We start from the raw sequence: 19,958 nt of genomic DNA, 5'->3' as shown, positions 1-19,958 counted from the left end.
TTCAGGCGCTCGCGGCGAAACGGCTGGCGGAGCGGGGCAGGCCGAGTTGCTCGCGCAGGGTGCGGCCCTGACGGGCGGTCCGGTAGATTCCGCGCCGCTGCAACGCGGGCACCAGATGGGTGACGAAAGCTTCCAGCGCCGCGGGCAGGGCGGGCAGGGCGAGGACGAAGCCGTCGCTCGCGCCGCTGCGAACCCAATCTTCAATCTCGGCGGCGATTTCCGCCGCCGGGCCGGCCAGCGTCACCCGGCCCGCCGTCTCGCCGGCGACGAGATCCGACGCCAGGCGGGCGAGACTGTGCCCGGCCTGCCGCGCCTGCGCGATCCGTTCCGCCAGCGCCCGCCGGTCCTCGCCCGCGTCGCCGGCGATCGGAGCGAGGGGCGGGATCGGCCGGTCCAGATCCTGTCCCGGTTCCTCGCCCAGAAGGGGCGCGATCGAGGCGATGACCGCATGAGGATCGACAATGGCCGCCGCCGCGTCCCGCAGCGCGGCGACCTCCGTTGCGTCGCGGCCGGTCAGCACCGAGACGCGCGACAGCGTGCGGCGGGTATCCGCGTCATGGCCGGCTTCCGCGAAAGCCTGCCGCGCCGCGAGCCGGAACGCCCGCGCTCCGGCGATGTCGCGCGGCGCATGCAGCACCACATCGGCGTGCGCCGCGATCAACGCGCCGTCGGCGGGGTCGTCGCCGTCGATGAAGAGGGGCAGCCGTCCCTGGATGGGGCGTGCGATATCCAGCGGCCCCTTCGTGCGGAAATACCGGCCTTCGAAATCGACGAAATGCACCTTGCTCCGGTCGAAGAAGATGCCGCTTTCCTTGTCGCGGATGAAGGCGTCGTCCTCCCAGCTATCCAGCAGGGCTTCCAGCGCGGCGATGAATTCGGCCGTCCGGGCCGCCTCCGTGGCGGGATCGGCGCGAAGATCCGCGCCGAAACGTCCCGCCACGTAGTCCGCTTCCCGGTGGTTGAGAAGCCAGCCGCCGCGCCCGCCGCTGATGTGGTCGATCGAGGCCAGCATCCGGGCCGCGGTGTAGGGCGCGTTGTGATGCGGCGACACCTGCGCGACGAAGCCGATCCCTTCCCGCACCGACGCCAGCGCCGCGGCCGTCATGACCGGATCGAGCCTCTGGCCGTCGCCCGACGGCAGGCGCGCTCCGCCGCCGTCGGACAGGATGACCAGATCGAACAGGCCGCGCGCCGCCGCGCCCGCCTGCTCGCCGATATGGGCGATGTCGTTGAGGTTCTGCCGTATTCCGCTGTTCAGCCAGGCGCGCGGCACGAAACCCGAGCCGTCAAGCGCAAGCCCGAGGCGGAGCTGGAGGGGGCTGTCAGAATTCATGCGTTCTCCTTGGGCGCGCATCGCCTATCGCCCGGCGGTTGTCCGGCTTGCGTTGGTCGGGCTGGCTTTCGGACGTGTTCGCGCACGGGGTCGATGTCTCGCACGGCTTCCCCGAGCCCGGAGAGGCGCCGCTGTTCGGTCATGGTGACAAGGCTCCGGCCGCCTGACGGCTTCCTGCCGCCCGCGCCGTGAAGGCGGTTTGATAACGATATCTCTCAATTACGTCTATAGATAAAATTACACAACCTCACAACGTCATTTTGCTCCGGCCGCCGGCGGATGGAATCCGGGCGTCGGCAGATGGAATCCGGGCGTCGGCAGATGGAATCCGGGCGTCGGGATGACGGCGATGACGGGAAAGTGTCGCGGTTGCCCGCGTGCGGGCTTTGCTCGGGCGCCGCAAGCGTTGGTCCGTTTCCGGGGGCTGGTCGGTCGGGAGCCGCCGTCACCGCCGGGCGGCGAAGGCGGGGGACGCTTCCGTCGCGAGCATCCGGCGGTAGGCGCCGGGCGCGCTGCCGGTCCAGGTCTTGAAGGCGCGCTGGAACGCCGCGCAATCGGCGAACCCCAGTTCAGCCGCCAGTTCCGCGAGCGTCTCCGTGCCGGTGACGAGCCGCATGATGGCGATGTCGCGGCGCAACTGGTCCTTGAGCATCCGGAACGATTTTCCCTCCGCGCCGAGCCGCCGCTGAAGGGTGCTGACCGACATGTTGAGGCTGCGCGCGGTCGTCGGCAGGTCCGGCCAGGCGGGGCATGTCCGTTGCAGCAGGGCGTGCACCTGCGCGCCCGCCGTCCGCTCGCCCAGCCACGGCAGCACCACATTGGCGGGAGAAGCGGCGAGAAACGCTTCCAGATCGTCCGCGTCCCGCCGCACCGGCCCGAGGAGCGCCGCGTCATCGAACCAGACGGCGGCGGCCGGGCGGTCGAAATGCAGCGGCGCCCGGTAGATGTCGTCGTAGATATCGGCGTAGTCCGGCCGGGAAAAGCAGAAATCGAAACGGCTTGCGGGAAGGCGCGCGCCTCTCAGCCACGCGAGCAGGCGCCAGCATACCCGCAGCAGCAGCTCGAAGAAGAAGTTGCGCGGCCGCGGCACGCCGTTGCGCGGCGTCAGCACGAGGCCCGTGAGGGCGTTCTCGCGCGCCACGGTGAAAGTCACGTCGTCGATGAGCAGCCCGAAACCGCCGCCGATGCGGCGAAGGGCCACCGCAAGCGACGGCGCGGCCGGGGTGGCGCGGGCGACGAGGGCGAAGCCGCCCCGGCGCATGGGGCGCGAGAGCAGGCCGAGGCACTCGTCGTCGAGCCGGTCCATCAGCAGGGTGAACAGTTTCACATATTGCTCGCCGGTGACGCGCGCGCCTCTTTGCCCGAGCAGATCGGGCGAAATGCCGGTTTCGTCGATGGCTGCCGCGAGCCAGGCGCTGTCGGGGCGCGCCGCGACGCCGGACAGCAGGCCCGCCACGGCCGGCATCGGCACCGTCACCGGCGGATGCACGATGGCGCGACAGCGCGGGCGGGCGGGCTTCCGACGTGACGCTTTTTGCAATCCGATCGACCTGACTGGCAATCGCCGCCCCCCTCGTCATCCGTCACTATCGGCCGATAACCGCAGCACCCCGAGCCTGCGGAGGGAGGAAATGCGGTTCCCGCCGGAGAAGAGGCCATGATCGTGCAGCGGCGGCAGCCGCCGCACGGCAGCCCGTTCCGGCGCCGAACCGCCGCATCCTCCCCGCATGCGCGATTGAAACAGGAGTTGGAGGATGTCGCAAGACGTTTACGTAGCGGGAGTCGGCATGATCCCGTTCACCAAACCGGGGGCCAACGCGCCCTATCCGCAGATGGCCGCCGGGGCGCTCAGGCTCGCGCTCGCCGATGCCGGCATCGGTTACGACGCGGTGCGGCAGGCCTACGCGGGCTACGTCTACGGCGACTCGACCGCCGGGCAGCGGGCGCTTTACGAGGTCGGGATGACGGGCATCCCCATCGTGAACGTCAACAACAATTGCTCCACCGGATCGACGGCGCTGTTCCTCGCGCGGCAGGCGGTGGCGAGCGGTGCGGCGGATGTGGCGCTGGCGCTTGGCTTCGAGCACATGAGCCCCGGCGCGATCGGCAACGTCTACACCGACCGGCCGTCGCCCTTCGACCGTTTCGACGCCGTGACCGACGAACTGGTGGGGCATGGCGAAATTCCGCTCGCGCTGCGCTATTTCGGCGGCGCCGGGCTCGCCCACATGCAGCAATACGGCACGCGCCTCGAAACTTTCGCCAGGATTCGCGCCAAGGCCAGCCGTCACGCCGCGAGCAACCCGCTCGCGCTGTTCCGCACCGTCGTGACGGCGGAAGAGGTGATGGCCTCGCCCGCCATCTGGCCAGGCGTGCTGACGCGGCTGATGGCCTGCCCGCCCACCTGCGGGGCCGCGGCCGCCATCCTCTGTTCCGCCGATGCCGCGCGCCGTCTCGCCCTCGCGCCGCAGGTGCGCATCCGCGCGCAGGCGATGGAGACGGACAGGCCGCAGACCTTCGAGGCGCGCGACATGCGTGAAGTCGTCGGCTACGGCATGGCGAAGGCGGCGGCGCGCAAGGTCTACGAGGCGTCGGGCGTCGATGCGCGCGACATAACGGTGGTCGAGCTGCACGATTGCTTCGCCCAGAACGAACTCATCAGCTACGAGGCGCTCGGGCTCTGCCCCGAAGGCGAGGCGGAGAAGTTCGTCGAGGACGGCGACAACACCCATGGCGGGCGCGTCGTCACCAACCCGTCGGGCGGCCTGCTTTCCAAGGGCCACCCGCTCGGCGCGACCGGCCTCGCCCAATGCGCCGAACTGGTGCAGCAGTTGCGCGGCGCGGCCGGCGGCCGGCAGGTGGAAGGCGCGCGCCTCGCGCTCCAGCACAATGTCGGCCTCGGCGGCGCCTGCGTCGTGACGCTCTACGAGCGGGTGTGAGGCCGCCATGACGGATACCAGATGGATCGGCCATGAACTGCCGCCCTCCGTGCTGCCGATCGAGCGCACGCGCATACGCTTCTTCGCCAGGGCGATCGGCGAGACCGACGCGATATACACCGACCTCGACGCCGCCCGCGCCGCCGGCTACCCGGACCTGCCGGCCCCGCCGACCTTCATCTTCGCGGCGGAACTCGATTCCGGCGCGATCGACGCCCTGCTGGCGCAGCTCGGCATTCCGCTCGCCAGGCTCCTCCACGGCGAACAGGGCTTCACATGGCGCAGGCCGGTCTGCGCGGGCGAGACCGTGACCGTGCATTCGCGCATCGCCGACATCTACGCGAAGAAGAACGGCGCGCTGGAGTTCGTCGTCAAGCAGTCGTGGGTCGTCGACGCAAGCGGCGCGCCGGTGGCCGATCTGCGCTCGGTTCTCGTCGTGCGCCATCAGAGTTTTTCTCATTTCGATTGAATCGGGAAGCCGAAAGGCTCTTGAGCCCGCGCGGCGTTTGAGCGTTGAAAAAGCGAAGTTTTTCTGCCGCAGGCAAGTGCTGGAGCGTTTCCGTCAAAGACGGAAATCCTCCGAACCTGACAGGATCATCTCATGACCATACCCGATTTCGACGCCGTGCAGGTGGGCGATGCGCTTCCCGCGCTCGATCTGCCGCCGGTGGACCGCAAGACGCTGGCGCTTTTCGCCGGCGCCTCCGGCGACCACAACGCCGTGCACATCGACATCGACTTCGCCCGCCATGCCGGCATGCCGGACGTCTTCGCCCACGGCATGCTCGGCATGGCGTGGATCGGCCGGCTGCTCACCGGCTGGGTGCCGCAATCCCGGCTGCGGCGGCTCGACGTGCGCTTTCAGGCCATCACCCATCTCGGCAACGCCATCCGCTGCACAGGCCGCGTCGTGGAGAAGCTGGAGCACGCGGGCGAACGCTGCGTGCGCATCGAGGTGGCGAGCGCCAACCAGTACGGACAGACCAAGATCGTCGGCGACGCCCTGATCGCGCTCGGCAACTGACACGGAGAACATCCCATGACACGGAAACTTGAGGGCAAGGTTGCGCTCGTCAGCGGATCGGGGCGCGGCATCGGCCGCGCCATCGCGCTCAAGCTCGCCTCCGAGGGCGCGCGCATCGTCGTCAACGATCTCGATGCGGAGCCCGCCGGCGAAACGGTCGCCGCCATCCGCGAGGCCGGCGGCGAGGCGGTGGCCTGCCCCGGCAGCGTCACCGCGCCCGACTTCGCCGAGCGCTTCGTCGGCACCGCGACGCAAACCTGGGGCGGGCTCGACATCATCGTGAACAACGCCGGCTACACCTGGGACAACGTCATCCAGAAGATGAGCGACGAACAGTGGTACGCCATGATCGACTGCCACCTGACGGCGCCGTTCCGCATTCTGCGCGCCGCCCAGCCGGTGATCCGCGCCCTTGCGAAGGCGGAAACCGAAGCGGGCCGGCGCGTCGTGCGCAAGGTCGTCAACATCTCCTCCGTCGCCGGCCTGTTCGGCAACGCCGGGCAGGTCAACTATTCGGCCGCCAAGGCGGGCGTCACCGGCGTCACGAAAACGCTGGCGAAGGAATGGGGGCGGCTCGGCGTCACCGTCAACTGTGTCGCCTATGGCCTGATCAGGACCCGCCTCACCGGCAACGCCGCCGATCAGGGCACCGAGCGCATCGACGGCCGCGACATCAAGGTGGGCGTCAATCCCGATCTGCTGGCGGCGATGGAGCGCACCATCCCGCTCGGCCGCGGCGGCACGCCGGAGGAGGCGGCGGGCGCGGTCTATCTCTTCTGCATCCCGGAGTCGGATTACGTCAGCGGCGAGACGCTGCTGTGCTCCGGCGGGCTCACCGGCATCTGAGCGGAGGGAATCATGCTGCCCCAACTCCACCGCCACGCCTGGATGGACGAGTCCGTCGAGGCGTTCCGCGAGCAGGTCCGGCGCTATATCGCCCGCGAACTCTCGCCCCATCTCGACGGCTGGCGCCGGCAGGGGTTCATCCCGCGCGAGGTCTGGCGCGGCTTCGGCGCCATGGGTTTCCTGCTGCCGGAAATCGACGCGGATCATGGCGGCGGCGGCGCGTCGCCCGCCTACCAGCTCGTCGTGCAGGACGAGATGGCGCGCGCCGAGCTGCCCGTCAACATCGGCGTGCACAGCATCGCCTCCCACTATATCGCCGATTACGGCACCGAGGCGCAGAAAAGCCGCTGGCTTCCCCGCCTCGCCAGCGGCGAGATGCTCGCCGGCATCGCCATGACGGAGCCGGGCTGCGGCTCCGACCTCAAGGCCATCCGCACCCGCGCGCGGCGCGAGGGCGATCGCTACGTCATCGACGGCGCCAAGACCTTCATCACCAACGGCCGCACCTGCAATCTGCTGGTGGTGGTGGCCCGCACCGGCGAGGAGGGCAGCCGCGGCATCTCGCTCATCGTGCTCGAAACCGGGAACCTGCCGGGCTTCCGTGTCGGCCGCGTGCTGGAAAAGATCGGACAGCATGCTTCCGACACGGCGGAGCTGTCGTTCGAGGGCGTCGGCGCGCCGGTCGACAGCCTGCTGGGCGGCGAGGAAGGCCGGGGATTCGCCCAGCTCATGGGGCAGCTTCCCTACGAGCGCCTGCTCATCGCCGTGCCGGCGGTGGCGGTGATCGAGAGGGCGCTGGAGGTGACGGTGGAATATACCAGACAGCGCAAGGCGTTCGGCCGGACGCTCCACGATTTCCAGAACACCCGCTTCGTGCTGGCGGAAGTGGCGACCATCGCCCATGTCGCACGCACCTTCGTCAACGACTGCGTCCAGCGCCTCATCGACGGCAAGCTCGACGACGAGGCGGCCTACATGGCCAAGTGGTGGTGCACCGAGCAGCAATGCAAGGCGGTGGACGCCTGCCTGCAACTTTTCGGCGGCTACGGCTACATGGCCGAATATCCGATAGCCCGGCTCTACGCGGATGCGCGCGTGCAGAAGATCTACGGCGGCGCGACCGAGATCATGAAAGATCTGATCGCGCGGAAATTGTGACGAGCAATCAGCGGCGACAAGCTGAAGCCACCACCGGAGACAGGAAAATGACCAGCGAGAAACGCCCGTACCGCATCATCCACGGCTGCCCCTCGACCATGGGCGACGACTACCAGCTCAACACCACGAGCCTGATCCGCCACACGGCGAGGACGCATCCCGAGCGGGAAATCGTCTACCGCACGGCGAACGGCGGCTGGGATCGCTACACCTACGACGCCTGCTACCGGCGCATCCGGCGCGGCGCCAACGCGCTGGCGGGCATCGGCGTCGCCCCCGGCGACCGCGTCGGCGTGCTGGACTGGAACAGCCGCCGCCATTTCGAGCTGTACTACGCGATCCCCGGTCTCGGCGCCGTCATGCTCCAGCTCAACCAGCGGCTGGCGCCGGAGGACCTCGGCTATGTCGTGGGGCACAGCGAGGCGCGCTACATCCTCGTCGACGAGACCCTGCTGCCGCTCGCCGAAACGCTGGCGCCGCTCGCGCCGAACGTCAGGGGGTGGATCGTGATGAGCGACAGGCCGGCGAGCGAGATCGCCACGACGCTTTCGCCCGTTTATCATTACGAGGAGCTGCTGGCGGGCGCGGGCGAGACGATCGAATGGCCGATGATCGACGAGCGCTCCGCCTACGCCGCCTGCTACACCACGGGAACGACGGGCAAGCCGAAGGGCGTCTATTACTCGCACCGTTCCGTCTACCTCCACGGCATGATGCTGGCGACGACGCTCGAAATGACGCTCGACGACTGCACCATGCTGATCACGCCCATGTTCCACGGGCAATGCTGGGGCCTGCCGCAAGCCGCCACCTTCACCGGCAGCAAGATCGTGCTGCCGGGCCGCTACGTCATGGAGGACACCGCGCCGCTGACCGACGCCATGATCGCGGAAGGCGTGACGGTCACCAACGGCGCGCCGGCCATCTTCCAGCCCATGCTGCGCTATATCGAAACGCTTGCCGAAAAGCCGGACTTCAGCCGGCTGCGCATGCTCTCCGGCGCCACGGAGCCGCCGCTGTCGCTGATGCGCGGCTTCCACGAACTGACCGGCGCGGAGATCGTGCATGCCTATGGCGCGACGGAAACCTCGCCCATCATCACGCTGAACAGGATCAAGCCCTCCCTGAAGCGGCGCCTCGACCGGGAAGAGCGATGGAACCTCAAGCGCAAGCAGGGGCTCATGGTGCCCGGCGTCGATTTCCTGATCCTCGACGCCGACAACCGCCCTCTGCCCCATGACGGCGTCGCGGTGGGCGAAATCTGCGTGCGCGGCCCCTGGATCACCGCCCGTTACCACGATCTGCCGGACGACGGCGAGCGCTTCGTCGACGGCTACTGGCGCAGCGGCGATGTCGGCACGATCGATCCCGACGGTTACGTCAAGGTGACGGACCGCATCAAGGATGTCGTGAAATCGGGCGGCGAGTGGATTTCGTCCATCGACATGGAGAACGCCCTGGTAGGGCACCCGGCCGTGCTGGAGGCCGCGGTCGTCGGCGTCCGGCATCCCAGATGGCAGGAGCGGCCGCTGGCGCTCGTGGTGTTGCGGCAGGGCGAGGAGGCGACGGCCGACAGCCTGCGGGAATATCTGCTCGGCACCTTCGCCAGATGGCAGTTGCCGGATGAAATCCTGTTCATCGACCGCATTCCGCGCACCAGCGTCGGCAAGTTCGACAAGAAGGTGATCAGGGCCATGTATGCCGACCGCTATGCAGACGCCTCGCTACGGTGAGGGCGCGGGGCATCCGTCGCGGGAATCGCCGCCGGATGCCTCGGCGGCGTCGAGTTCGGCCAGAATCTGCGCCGTGTGCTCTCCAAGGCGGGGAGAGCGCCGGCTCAGGTTCAGCGCCGCATCCGAAAGGCGGATGGGCGTGCGGACGCCGGGCACGCCCTGCGGCGCGATCTTCATGCCGCGCGCCGCGATCTGCGGATCGTCGAAGACATCGGCCACGGTGTTGATCGGCCCGGCCGGAACGCCCTGCGCCTCCAGCGCGGCCAGCAGGGCGTCGCGCGGCCAGGATGCGATGGCCTCGCCCAGTATCGCCGTCAGCGCCTGCCGGTTGGCGACGCGGTCGGCGTTGGTGGCGAAGCGCGGATCGGCCCCGAGCGGGCCGTTGCCGAGCACGCGCGCCAGCTTCCCGAACTGGCCGTCGTTGCCGACCGCGACGATGACGAAACCGTCCGCGACGGCGAAGACCTGATAGGGGGCGATGTTGGGATGCGCGTTGCCGAGCCGGTGCGGCACGGCGCCCGACGCCAGATAGTTCATCGCCTGATTGGCCAGCACGCCGGTGATGGTGTCGAACAGCGCCATGTCGATGTGCTGGCCGCGCCCCGTGCGCTGCCGCTGCCACAGCGCGGCCTGCACGGCGATCACGCCGTAGACGCCGGTGAAGATGTCGACGAAGGCCACGCCGGTCTTCTGCGGCGGTCCGTCCGGCTCGCCGGTCAGGTCCATGATCGCGCCCATGCCCTGAATCATGAAATCGTAACCCGCCCGGCCGGCGTAGGGGCCGTTCTGGCCGAAGCCGGTGACGGAGCAATACACCAGGCGCGGGTTTATCTCGCGCAGGCTCTCGTAATCGAGACCGTATTTCGCCAGCCCGCCGACCTTGAAGTTCTCCACCAGCACGTCGGCGCGGCGCGCGAGACGGCGCACGAGGGCGCGGCCCTCCTCCGTGGCGAAATCCGCCGTGACGGAGCGCTTGCCCCGGTTGCAGGCATGGAAATAGGCGGCCGCGCTTTCGCCCTCCACGTCGATGAAGGGCGGCCCCCAGCCGCGCGTGTCGTCGCCTTGCGGGCTTTCCACCTTGATGACGTCCGCGCCCAGATCGGCCAGCGTCTGGCCGATCCACGGGCCGGCGAGAATGCGCGCGAGTTCGAGCACCCTCAATCCGCTCAAGGGGAACGCCGGCTCGGGGAACGCCGGCTCGGGACACGCCTGCCGGTCGGGAGAGCTGTCGATGTCGGGCATGGTTGTCGGCCTTCACGATGGAGCGGCCCGGACAGCGCGCGTGGAAGCCGGGCCGGATTGGCGGGAAGCGCGGAACGCGGTGACGGGAATGCAAATCCGAAAAAGACAATCAGAAAAAGGCTTGCAGCCCCGTCTGCGCCCGCCCCAGGATGAGCGCGTGCACGTCGTGCGTGCCCTCGTAGGTATTGACCGTTTCCAGGTTCTGCGCGTGGCGCATGACGTGGTATTCGATCTGGATGCCGTTGCCGCCGTGCATGTCGCGCGCCTGCCTGGCGATGTCGAGCGCCTTGCCGCAGTTGTTGCGCTTGACGATGGAGATGATCTCGGGCGCGAACGATCCCTCGTCCATCAGCCGCCCCACCCGCAGGCTCGCCTGAAGGCCCAGCGCGATCTCGGTCTGCATGTCGGCGAGCTTCTTCTGGAAGAGCTGCGTGGCGGCCAGCGGCCTGTCGAACTGCTTGCGGTCGAGCCCGTACTGGCGGGCGCGGAACCAGCAATCCTCCGCCGCGCCCAGCGCCCCCCACGAGATGCCGTAGCGCGCGCGGTTGAGGCAGCCGAACGGCCCCTTGAGGCCGGCGATGTTCGGCAGCAAGGCTTCCTCGCCCACCTCGACATCCTCCAGTACGATCTCGCCGGTGATGGAGGCGCGCAGGCTCAGCTTGCCCTCGATCTTGGGCGCCGAGAGGCCCTTCGTGCCCTTCTCCAGCACGAAGCCGCGGATCTGGCCGCCGTGCGCGGCGGATTTCGCCCAGACCACGAACACATCGGCGATCGGCGCGTTGGAAATCCACGTCTTGGAGCCGTTGAGGCGATAGCCGCCGTCGATCTTTTCCGCGCGCGTCTTCATGCCGCCGGGGTCGGAGCCGGCGTCGGGCTCGGTGAGGCCGAAGCAGCCGATCCACTCGCCGGAAGCGAGCTTCGGCAGGTATTTCCGGCGCTGCTCCCCGGAGCCGTAGGCGTAGATCGGATACATGACCAGCGAGGATTGCACGCTCATCATCGAGCGGTAGCCGCTGTCGACGCGCTCGACCTCGCGGGCGATCAGGCCGTAGGCGACATAGCTCGCGCCCGCGCCGCCGTATTCCTCCGGCACCGTCGGGCCGAGCAGGCCCGCCTCGCCCATTTCGCGGAAGATCGCCGGATCGGTCTTTTCATGCAGGTAGGCTTCCTGGATGCGCGGCGCGAGCCGGTCGGCCGCGAAGGCGGCTGCGGCGTCGCGGATGATGCGCTCGTCTTCCGTCAACTGCCCGTCGAGTTGAAACGGATCGCTCCAGGTAAAGGCGCTGTATTCCGCCATGGCATGCTTCTCCCTGTTTGGCCCCGATGCGGCGCGCCGGTTCGTCCGGCGCTCTCTCCAATCGCTTCAAGCCAATCCTTGCAAGATATCCTGAAGATACCCTGCAAGGATTTCGCGCTGCGTTCAAACGATGTTTACTCACCGATTTCATGAGATATAGTCATCAGTCATGATCGGGATGCAACGCCGCCTGCTGCCCGCCACGGGGGCGCTGGCCGCTTTCGAGGCCGTGGTGAGGCTTGGCAGTTTCTCCGCCGCCGCGCAGGAGCTGTCGCTGACGCAGAGCGCCATTTCCAAGCAGATGGCGGCGCTGGAGGGCCAGCTCGGCGTGGCGCTTTTCGAGCGCAGCGGCCGCGGCGTCGTGCCGACGCAGGAGGGGGAAGCCTATGCCGCGGCGGTGGCCGACGCGCTGGCCACCATCCGCGCGGCATCGCTGCGCGCGATGTCGGGCAAGGTGGGGCAGACGCTCGATCTCGCCGTCCTGCCCACTTTCGGCACCCGCTGGCTGATGCCGCGCATCCGCTCCTTCGTGGCGCGCCACCCGGAGGTGACGCTCAACTTCGCCACCCGCATCGGACGTTTCGACCTGGAGGCGGAAGGCTTCGACGCGGCCATCCACATCGGCGCGCAGGACTGGCCGGGCGGGGAGGCGACCTTTCTGATGCACGAGACGGTGGCGCCGGTGGCGAGCCCGGCCTTCCTGCGGGAGAATCCGGTCGCACGGCCCGACGATCTCGCCCGGTTGCCCCTGCTGCACATGGGATCGCGGCCGGAGGCGTGGGACCACTGGTTCAGGGCGGCGGGCGTTCCGGCGCCGGTGCGGCGGGGCATGCGCTTCGAGCAGTTCTCCACCGTGGCGCAAGCCGTCATCGCCGGCGTGGGCGTCGCGCTGATGCCGCTATTCCTGATCGCCTCCGAGATCGACAGCGGCCAACTGATCGTCGCCTACGACCGTCCGGTCAGAAGCCCGCGCTCGTATTATCTCGTATCGCCGCTCAGCCGCGTCAGGCTCGCGCCCGTCGCGGCCTTCCGTCAATGGCTGGTGGCGGAAGTCGCGGCATGGAAAGGCGAGAGCTGGAAAGGCGAGAGCTGGAAAGGCGAGAACTGGAAAAACGAAGGCGAAGCGCTCTCCGACGCCGATCCATCCCTCCGGCGGGAGGGGCGTTGACACGCCTCGCGATCCGGTGTCATGCTCCGTTCAAGCACTGATTTCTCGGGATGATGATCGTCGCTATGGCGCGCTTCGGCACTTGGCAGGAAGTTGCTTGGCAGGGACTCACCCGGCAGGGACTCACCTGGCAGGCGGAGCGCCCGATGGCGGCGGGGATCGCGCGTCCGGGCGGCCTTGCGCGGGGTCAAACGGTTCCCGGCGCTGCGTGCCGACATGGTTGATTCGCCGCGTCTCGTCCTGATCCCCGGCCTTCTGAACGATGCGGAGCTGTGGCGCGACCAGATCGCCGGTCTCGCAGGCGTGGCGCGGCCTGTCGTGGCCGACATCACGCGCGGCGAGACTCTGGCGGCGCTGGCGCGGGACGTGCTCGATATTGCCGGGGAACGTTTCGCCGGGGAGCGTTTCGCCGGGGAGCGTTTCGCCCTTGCCGGCTTTTCCCTCGGCGGCATCGTCGCGCAGGAGATCGTGCGTATCGCGCCGGAGCGGGTGAGCCACCTCGCGCTGCTCGACACCACGATGCTGCCCGACGACCCCGAACGGGCGCAGGAGCGGCGGCGGCTCATCGCGACGGCGCGCAATCCGGGCAAATTTTACGGTTTCGGCGAGCATCTGCTGCGTACCTATCTCGCGCCCGAGAACCTCGGCAATGCGGAGATGGTCGAGCGCGTCCGCGCCATGACGGCGCGGCTGGGGCCGGAGGTCTTCATCCGCCAGAGCCTGATCGACCGCCCCGACGGCCGCGCGACGCTGTCGCGCCTGCGTTGCCCGGTTCTGGTGCTCTGCGGCGAGCACGATGCCCTGACCCCGCCGGCGCTGCATCGCGACATGGCGGCGGGCATTCCCCTTTCACGGCTGGAGATCGTGCCGCATGCCGGCCATCTGACGCCCATCGAGCAGCCGGACGCAGTAACATCGGCGCTGCATCGCCTGCTGCGTGGTTGAGACGACGCCATCGGACAATAAGGGTTCTCGGGAGGAAATCGTGACGGTAGCGGATTTGATCGCAAGGCTGGAAGAACGGTTATCGGAGCAGGGAGCGGCCGTTCCGGGCCGGTTCGTGGCGGCGCTGCTGGGGCATGTCGCGGATGAGGACCTCGCCGCCTGCTCCGACGCCTTTCTCGCGGCGCGCGTGGCGGAGGCGTTCGCGCATCTGGGCGAGCCGCGCAGGCCGGGCGAGCCGCGTATCCGCCTCGTCGACCCCGCAGGCGGAGACGGGGAAGACGGGCGCGCCGTCACGGTGGTCGAGATCGTCAACGACAATATGCCGTTCCTGCTCGATTCGACGCTGGCGGCGGTCATCGAGCTCGGCTTCGAGACCCTGCTGATCGCCCATCCCATCCTCGACGTCGAACGCGACGCGGCCGGTGCGCTTGCCGTGCTGCACGGCGAGGCGGGCGTCGAGGCGCCGGCGCCGGGCGTGAGCCGCGAGAGCCTCATCCACCTTCTCGTGCCGCGCATCCACGATCCCGACCGGCGCGAGCGGCTCGTGGACGAACTGACGCGCGTCTATGCCGATGTCGCGAGCGCCGTGTCGGACTGGCCGGCGATGCGTGCGCGGCTCATCGCGGCGGTGGAGAGCCTGCGCGAGACGCCCTCGCCCCTCGACGCCGGAACGGTCGACGAGGCGGCCGCCTTTCTGCAATGGCTCGCGGACGACAACTTCACCATTCTGGGCATCCGCGAATACCGTTTCCAGCCGGACAGCGTGGCCGATCCCGTCGAGGGCACGGGCCTCGGCATCCTGCGCGACCCGTCGGTGCGCATCCTGCGCCGCGGGCGCGAGCTCGTGGCGATCTCGCCCGAGATCCGCGCCTTCCTGCAACGGCCGGCGGCGCTGATCATCACCAAGGCGAACGTCCGCTCGCGGGTGCACCGGCGCGTGCATCTCGACTATGTCGGCGTGAAGCTGTTCGACACGGCGGGCGAGGTGGTGGGCGAGCTGCGCATCGCCGGCCTGTTCACCGGCAACGCCTACACGCAATCCACCACGACGATCCCCTATCTGCGCCGGAAGGTGGCGCAGATCGCGCGCCGCGCCGAGTTCGATCCGGCGAGCTATTCCGGCCGCTCGCTGCTGCATGTGCTCGACGACTATCCGCGCGACGAGCTGTTCCAGATCGACGCCGACACGCTGTTCGGCTTCGTGCAGGACATCCTGCGGCTGACCGAGCGCCCGCGCGTGCGGGTGCTCGCGCGCCCGGACGAGTTCGGCCGTTTCGTGTCGGCGCTTGTCTATCTGCCCAAGGACCGTTACGACACCGACGTACAGGGCGAGATCGGCGCCTTCCTCAAGCGGCTCTATCAGGGCCGCCTGTCGGCGGTGTTCCCTTCCTTCCCGGAAGGGCCGCTGGCGCGCATCCACTTCATCATCGGCCGCGACGAGGGCGACGTGCCGGTCATCGACCGCGCGACGCTCGAAGCCGGCATTCTGGAGCGCGTGCGCACCTGGGGCGACGCGCTCGACGCGGCTCTCGATCGCCATGTCGGCGGCGAGCGGGGCCGGCAGCTCGCCGCCGCCTACGCGCGGGCGTTCGGCGGGGCCTATCGCGAGGCGTTCTCGGGCGAGGAAGTCATCGCCGACATCGCCGTCATCGAGCAGCTCGGGCGCGATCATCCGCGCGCGGTCGGTTTCTATCGCCGCGCCGGCGACCTGGAAAGCCGCGCGGCGCTGAAGGTGTTCTCGCGCTCCGCGCCGACGCCGCTGTCGGAGCGGGTGCCACTGCTGGAAAAGCTCGGGTTCAGGGTCGTCAACGAACGCACCTATCGCGTCGCGCCGCACAGCGCGGAGGAAGAGGGGCGCGTGTGGCTGCACGACATGACGCTGGAGCGCGCCGGCGGCGGGCCCATCAACGTCGAACGCGCCAGGCCCGATCTGGAGGCGGCGCTGATGGCGCTGTTCGAGGGGCGTGCCGAGTCGGACGGCTTCAACGCGCTGGTGCTGGAGGCGGGGCTCGGCTGGCGCGACGCCGCGATCCTGCGCGCCTACGGCCGCTACTTGCGCCAGATCGGCGTGCCCTTCGGGCAGGAATATCTGGCCGCGACGCTCGCCGGCCATCCGGCCATCGCGACGCGCCTCGTGGCGCTGATCGGCGCCCGTTTCGATCCCGATGCCGACGAGGGGCGTCAGGAGCGCGAAAAGGCGGTGAAGGGCGAGATCGAGGAGCGCCTGCAATCGGTGTCGAGCCTCGATGAAGACCGCATCCTGCGCCGCTTCGTCAACCTGATCGAGGCGACGGTGCGCACCAACGTGTTCCAGCGCGACGCGGCGGGCGAGCCGCGCGCCACCATCGCCTTCAAGTTCGAATGCGCGCGGGTGGAAGGGCTGCCGAAGCCCGCGCCGCTCTACGAAATCTTCGTCTATTCGCCCCGCGTCGAGGGCGTGCACCTGCGCTTCGGCAAGGTGGCGCGCGGCGGCTTGCGCTGGTCGGACCGGCCGCAGGATTTCCGCACCGAGGTGCTCGGGCTGGTGAAGGCGCAGCAGGTGAAGAACGCGGTCATCGTGCCGGTGGGAGCGAAAGGCGGCTTCGTGCCCAAGCGCCTGCCGCCTGCCTCCGACCGTGCCGCGTGGCTGGAGGAAGGGCGCGGTGCCTACCGCGTGTTCATCGCCAGCCTGCTCGACCTCACCGACAACCGCGTCGACGCGGATATCGTGCCCCCGTTGCGCACGGTGCGCCACGACGGCGACGACCCCTATCTGGTGGTCGCGGCCGACAAGGGCACGGCGACGTTTTCGGATCTCGCCAACGAAATCTCGCTGGAGCATGGCCACTGGCTCGGCGACGCCTTCGCCTCGGGCGGCGGGCACGGCTATGACCACAAGGGCATGGGCATCACCGCGCGCGGGGCGTGGGAGGCGGTGAAGCGTCATTTCCGCGAGATCGACATCGACATCCAGACCACGCCGGTGACGGTCGCGGGCGTGGGCGACATGTCGGGCGACGTGTTCGGCAACGGCATGCTGCTGTCGCGGGCGGTGAAGGTCGTCGCCGCCTTCGACCACCGCGACATCTTCCTCGATCCCGATCCCGATCCGGCGGCTTCCTGGGCGGAGCGCAAGCGGCTGTTCGAGCTGCCGCGCTCGAGCTGGCAGGACTACGACCGGGCGTTGATCTCCAGTGGCGGCGGCGTGTTCTCGCGCTCCGTCAAGACCATTCCGCTCTCCGAGCCGGTGCGGGTGCGGCTCGGCATCGGCAAGGCCGAGGTGTCGCCGCAGGAACTCATCTCCGCGATCCTGCGCGCGCCCGTCGATCTGCTGTGGTTCGGCGGCATCGGCACCTATATCCGCGGCGCCGGGGAGACGGACGAGCAGGTGGGCGACCGCGCCAACGACGCGGTGCGCATCGCGGGCGCCGACGTGCGGGCGCGGGTGATCGGCGAGGGGGCCAACCTCGGCGTCACCCAGCCCGGCCGCATCGAGGCGGCGCGCAAGGGCGTGCGCCTCAACACCGACGCCATCGACAACTCGGCGGGCGTCAACACGTCCGACATCGAGGTGAACCTGAAGATCGCGCTCGCCATTCCCGAGCGGGACGGACGGTTGTCGCCGGACGAGCGCAACGCCCTGCTGGCGCAGATGACGCCGGATGTGGCGCGCCTGGTGCTCGCCACCAACTACGAGCAGCCGCGCGCCATCTCGCTGGTCGAGTTGCGCGGGGCGGAGGAGATCGGCTACGCGCGCCGTCTCATCGCCGTGCTGGAAGCGGCGGGCCGTCTCGACCGGGGGCTCGAATACCTGCCCGACGACGCGGAACTGGCCGCGCGCGAGAAGCGGGGCGAGGGGCTGGCGCGGCCGGAAATCGCGGTGCTGCTGGCCTATGCCAAGCTCGCGCTCTACGACGCGATTCTGGAATCGCCCGTGCCGGACGATCCCTACGCGGCGCGCGAGCTGACGCATTATTTCCCGCCGGAGCTGTCGGACCGCTTCCCGGACGCCATCGCGCATCACCGGCTGCGGCGCGAGATCATCGCGACACGGCTGTCGAACGCCATCGTCAACCATGCGGGGCCGAGCATCGCCACGCGCGTGGCGGACCAGACGGGCGCGAGCGTGCAGACGCTGGCGGCTGCGTTCGTCACGGTGTGGTCGGCCTTCGGGCTCGCGGACATCGTGGCCGGCATCGATGCCCTCGACGGGCGCATCGGCCAGCATGCGGGGCAGTTGTCGGGGGCGACGCAGCGCCTGCTTTACGCGGAGTTGCAGGACCGGCTCATCGATCTCGTGGTGTGGTTCAGCCGCAATGTCGATTTCACGGCCGAGGGGATCGATGCGATCGTGGCACGCTACCGCGCCGGCGTCGTGGACGTGGGCGGCGTGCTCGACCGCGCGTCCGCGAACGCGGTGCGGGACGGGCGGCTGGAGGCGCTGCTCGCGCTCAACGTGCCGGACGGCGTGGCGGCGCGGCTGGCGCGTCTCGCCGCGCTCGCGGAGACGCCGGATATCGTGCGCGCCGCCGCGGGCACGCGGCGGCCCGTGAGCGAGGTGGCGGCGGTGCATTTTGCGCTTGCCGAGGTGTTCGGCTTCCAGGATCTGGCGGAGGCGGCGCGCGGCGTCGTGCCGGGAGACTACTACGACCGCCTTGCGCTCGACCGGGCCGCGACCGCGCTCGCCGACGCCCACGGCCGGCTGACGGTGGAAGTCGTCACGTCCGGCGCGGGGCTTTCCGGCGCGGCGGCCGTCGAGGCATGGGCCGACGCGCGCGCCGACGACGTAGGCCGCATCAAAAAGGCCGTCGACGTCATCCGCGCCTCCGGCCTCACCCTCGCCAAGGCAATCGTCGCCGCCAACCTCCTCGGCGATCTCGCCCGCGGATGAGCGCATCTCCACCCCGACGCGGCATGCCGCGTCGGAGGCTTGCCGCGTCGGGGGCTTGCCGCGTCGGGCTCCGGCCGGCCCGCGGCATATCTCCGCCGGTCGCGGCCGGAGGCCGCGAAACACGGCAGGCCCCAGGGCGGTCCGGGTTCGCCCGGACGCTCAAATCGACGCCGGATTGCGGTAAAACGCCGGGTTTGAAGCGGCGGCGCGATTCCGTTTCGATGTCCGCCGCTCCGATATGCGCGAATCGGAGGGGCAGGGGACTTGGCGCGCCCTGTTGCGTCCGTTATCGTTCATCCGAACGTGCGGGCCTTTGAGTCGGGCCGATCGATGCACTGCCCTTCCTGGATGGCCTGTGGGCAGCCCGCCCGTGGGAGCGAGGATTTATGCAAGCGACAACGAATAACAAGTTGAGCCCCGACACCGATCCGAAATTGCCGACAGTCGAGGTTTCCGTTCGCGAGGTATTCGGTATCGACTCGAATCTGGTCGTTCCCGCTTTCGCAGAGGCGGACGAGCATGTGCCGGATATCGACCGGGATTATCTTTTCGACCGCGACACGACGCTCGCCATCCTCGCCGGTTTCGCCCGCAACCGCCGCGTCATGATCACCGGCTACCACGGCACCGGCAAGTCGACCCATATCGAGCAGGTCGCCGCCCGGTTGAAGTGGCCGTGCGTGCGCGTCAACCTCGACAGCCATGTGAGCCGCGTCGATCTCGTCGGCAAGGACGCCATCGTCGTGCGCGACGGCCATCAGGTCACGGAATTCCGCGACGGCATCCTGCCGTGGGCGTTGCAGAACAATGTCGCTCTCGTGTTCGACGAATACGACGCCGGCCGCCCTGACGTGATGTTCGTCATCCAGCGCGTGCTCGAAGTGTCCGGCCGCCTGACCCTGCTCGACCAGAACCGGGTGATTCGCCCGCATCCCGCCTTCCGCCTGTTCGCGACCGCCAACACGGTCGGGCTCGGCGACACCTCCGGTCTCTATCACGGCACGCAGCAGATCAACCAGGGCCAGATGGACCGCTGGTCGATCGTGGCGACGCTCAACTACCTGCCGCACGACAAGGAAGTCGAGATCGTCGTCGCCAAGGTCCATCACTACCGCGACGCGCTGGGGCGCGACACCGTGGACCGCATGGTGCGGCTCGCCGGGCTCACGCGCAGCGCCTTCATCAACGGCGACCTGTCGACCGTGATGAGCCCGCGCACCGTGATCACCTGGGCGGAAAATGCCGATATCTTCGGCGACCTCGGTTTCGCCTTCCGGCTGACGTTCCTCAACAAGTGCGACGATACCGAGCGTCCGCTCGTGGCCGAGTTCTACCAGCGCTGTTTCGGCAAGGAATTGCCGGAATCCGCCTCCAACGTCGCATTGTCGTAAGGCAACCGGGCG

14 protein-coding genes are annotated in these 19,958 nt (G+C 69.0%); 10 read left to right on the top strand and 4 right to left on the bottom strand.

The window, feature by feature from the left end:
- Window position 1: 1 nt before the first annotated feature.
- Together ACOYJQ_RS12025 and ACOYJQ_RS12020 are read right to left on the bottom strand one after the other, a co-directional pair.
- Complete coding sequence (locus ACOYJQ_RS12025; protein ID WP_433458712.1) at window positions 2-1,333, bottom strand: LLM class flavin-dependent oxidoreductase; 1,332 nt, start codon at window positions 1,331-1,333, stop codon at window positions 2-4.
- Window positions 1,334-1,778: 445 nt separating this feature from the next.
- Window positions 1,779-2,894, bottom strand: a complete 1,116-nt coding sequence (locus ACOYJQ_RS12020; protein WP_433458710.1) for an AraC family transcriptional regulator ligand-binding domain-containing protein — start codon at window positions 2,892-2,894, stop codon at window positions 1,779-1,781.
- Between the two features lie 193 nt (window positions 2,895-3,087).
- On the opposite strand from ACOYJQ_RS12020, the gene ACOYJQ_RS12015 reads away from it, so the two are divergent.
- From ACOYJQ_RS12015 to ACOYJQ_RS11990, 6 genes are all read left to right on the top strand, one after another.
- The gene (locus ACOYJQ_RS12015) at window positions 3,088-4,272 is read left to right on the top strand and encodes a lipid-transfer protein (protein WP_433458709.1); all 1,185 of its coding nucleotides are present in this window, start codon (window positions 3,088-3,090) and stop codon (window positions 4,270-4,272) included.
- A gap of 7 nt (window positions 4,273-4,279) precedes the next feature.
- On the top strand, window positions 4,280-4,741 hold the full coding sequence (locus tag ACOYJQ_RS12010) for a MaoC family dehydratase N-terminal domain-containing protein (protein ID WP_433458708.1): 462 nt from the start codon (window positions 4,280-4,282) through the stop codon (window positions 4,739-4,741).
- 132 nt (window positions 4,742-4,873) lie between these two features.
- Window positions 4,874-5,296 carry a MaoC family dehydratase gene (locus tag ACOYJQ_RS12005; protein WP_433458706.1) on the top strand — a complete coding sequence of 141 codons (423 nt, stop codon included), beginning with the start codon at window positions 4,874-4,876 and terminating at the stop codon, window positions 5,294-5,296.
- A gap of 15 nt (window positions 5,297-5,311) precedes the next feature.
- A complete protein-coding gene (locus ACOYJQ_RS12000; RefSeq protein WP_433458704.1) occupies window positions 5,312-6,142 on the top strand; it encodes an SDR family NAD(P)-dependent oxidoreductase in 831 nt (276 codons plus the stop codon).
- Between the two features lie 12 nt (window positions 6,143-6,154).
- A complete protein-coding gene (locus ACOYJQ_RS11995) occupies window positions 6,155-7,300 on the top strand; it encodes an acyl-CoA dehydrogenase family protein (protein WP_433458702.1) in 1,146 nt (381 codons plus the stop codon).
- Window positions 7,301-7,347: 47 nt separating this feature from the next.
- The gene (locus ACOYJQ_RS11990) at window positions 7,348-9,033 is read left to right on the top strand and encodes a long-chain fatty acid--CoA ligase (RefSeq protein WP_433458701.1); all 1,686 of its coding nucleotides are present in this window, start codon (window positions 7,348-7,350) and stop codon (window positions 9,031-9,033) included.
- On the opposite strand, the gene ACOYJQ_RS11985 is transcribed toward ACOYJQ_RS11990, so the two are convergent.
- Together ACOYJQ_RS11985 and ACOYJQ_RS11980 are read right to left on the bottom strand one after the other, a co-directional pair.
- On the bottom strand, window positions 9,025-10,275 hold the full coding sequence (locus ACOYJQ_RS11985; protein WP_433458700.1) for a CaiB/BaiF CoA transferase family protein: 1,251 nt from the start codon (window positions 10,273-10,275) through the stop codon (window positions 9,025-9,027). The two genes, ACOYJQ_RS11990 and ACOYJQ_RS11985, sit on opposite strands and share 9 nt — an antisense overlap.
- Before the next feature lie 109 nt (window positions 10,276-10,384).
- Window positions 10,385-11,572 (bottom strand): acyl-CoA dehydrogenase, encoded by a 1,188-nt coding sequence (locus ACOYJQ_RS11980; RefSeq protein WP_433458698.1) that lies wholly within the window; start codon window positions 11,570-11,572, stop codon window positions 10,385-10,387.
- A gap of 169 nt (window positions 11,573-11,741) precedes the next feature.
- Between ACOYJQ_RS11980 and ACOYJQ_RS11975 the strand changes: the two genes are divergently transcribed.
- The 4 genes from ACOYJQ_RS11975 to cobS all read left to right on the top strand — a co-directional run bounded on the left by ACOYJQ_RS11975 (window position 11,742) and on the right by cobS (window position 19,946).
- Window positions 11,742-12,740: a LysR family transcriptional regulator gene (locus tag ACOYJQ_RS11975; protein WP_433458696.1), complete on the top strand. Its 999-nt coding sequence runs from the start codon at window positions 11,742-11,744 to the stop codon at window positions 12,738-12,740.
- A gap of 216 nt (window positions 12,741-12,956) precedes the next feature.
- Window positions 12,957-13,685, top strand: a complete 729-nt coding sequence (locus tag ACOYJQ_RS11970) for an alpha/beta fold hydrolase (RefSeq protein ID WP_433458694.1) — start codon at window positions 12,957-12,959, stop codon at window positions 13,683-13,685.
- Window positions 13,686-13,725: 40 nt separating this feature from the next.
- Window positions 13,726-18,555, top strand: a complete 4,830-nt coding sequence (locus ACOYJQ_RS11965) for an NAD-glutamate dehydrogenase (RefSeq protein ID WP_433458692.1) — start codon at window positions 13,726-13,728, stop codon at window positions 18,553-18,555.
- A gap of 386 nt (window positions 18,556-18,941) precedes the next feature.
- On the top strand, window positions 18,942-19,946 hold the full coding sequence (cobS, locus tag ACOYJQ_RS11960) for a cobaltochelatase subunit CobS (protein WP_433458691.1): 1,005 nt from the start codon (window positions 18,942-18,944) through the stop codon (window positions 19,944-19,946).
- The last annotated feature ends 12 nt before the right edge of the window (window positions 19,947-19,958 follow it).

This window comes from Pseudochelatococcus sp. (assembly GCF_050946405.1).
In the GTDB taxonomy this organism is placed as follows: Bacteria; Pseudomonadota; Alphaproteobacteria; order Rhizobiales; family Beijerinckiaceae; genus Pseudochelatococcus.
This window is presented reverse-complemented; position numbering and strand designations above follow the sequence as displayed.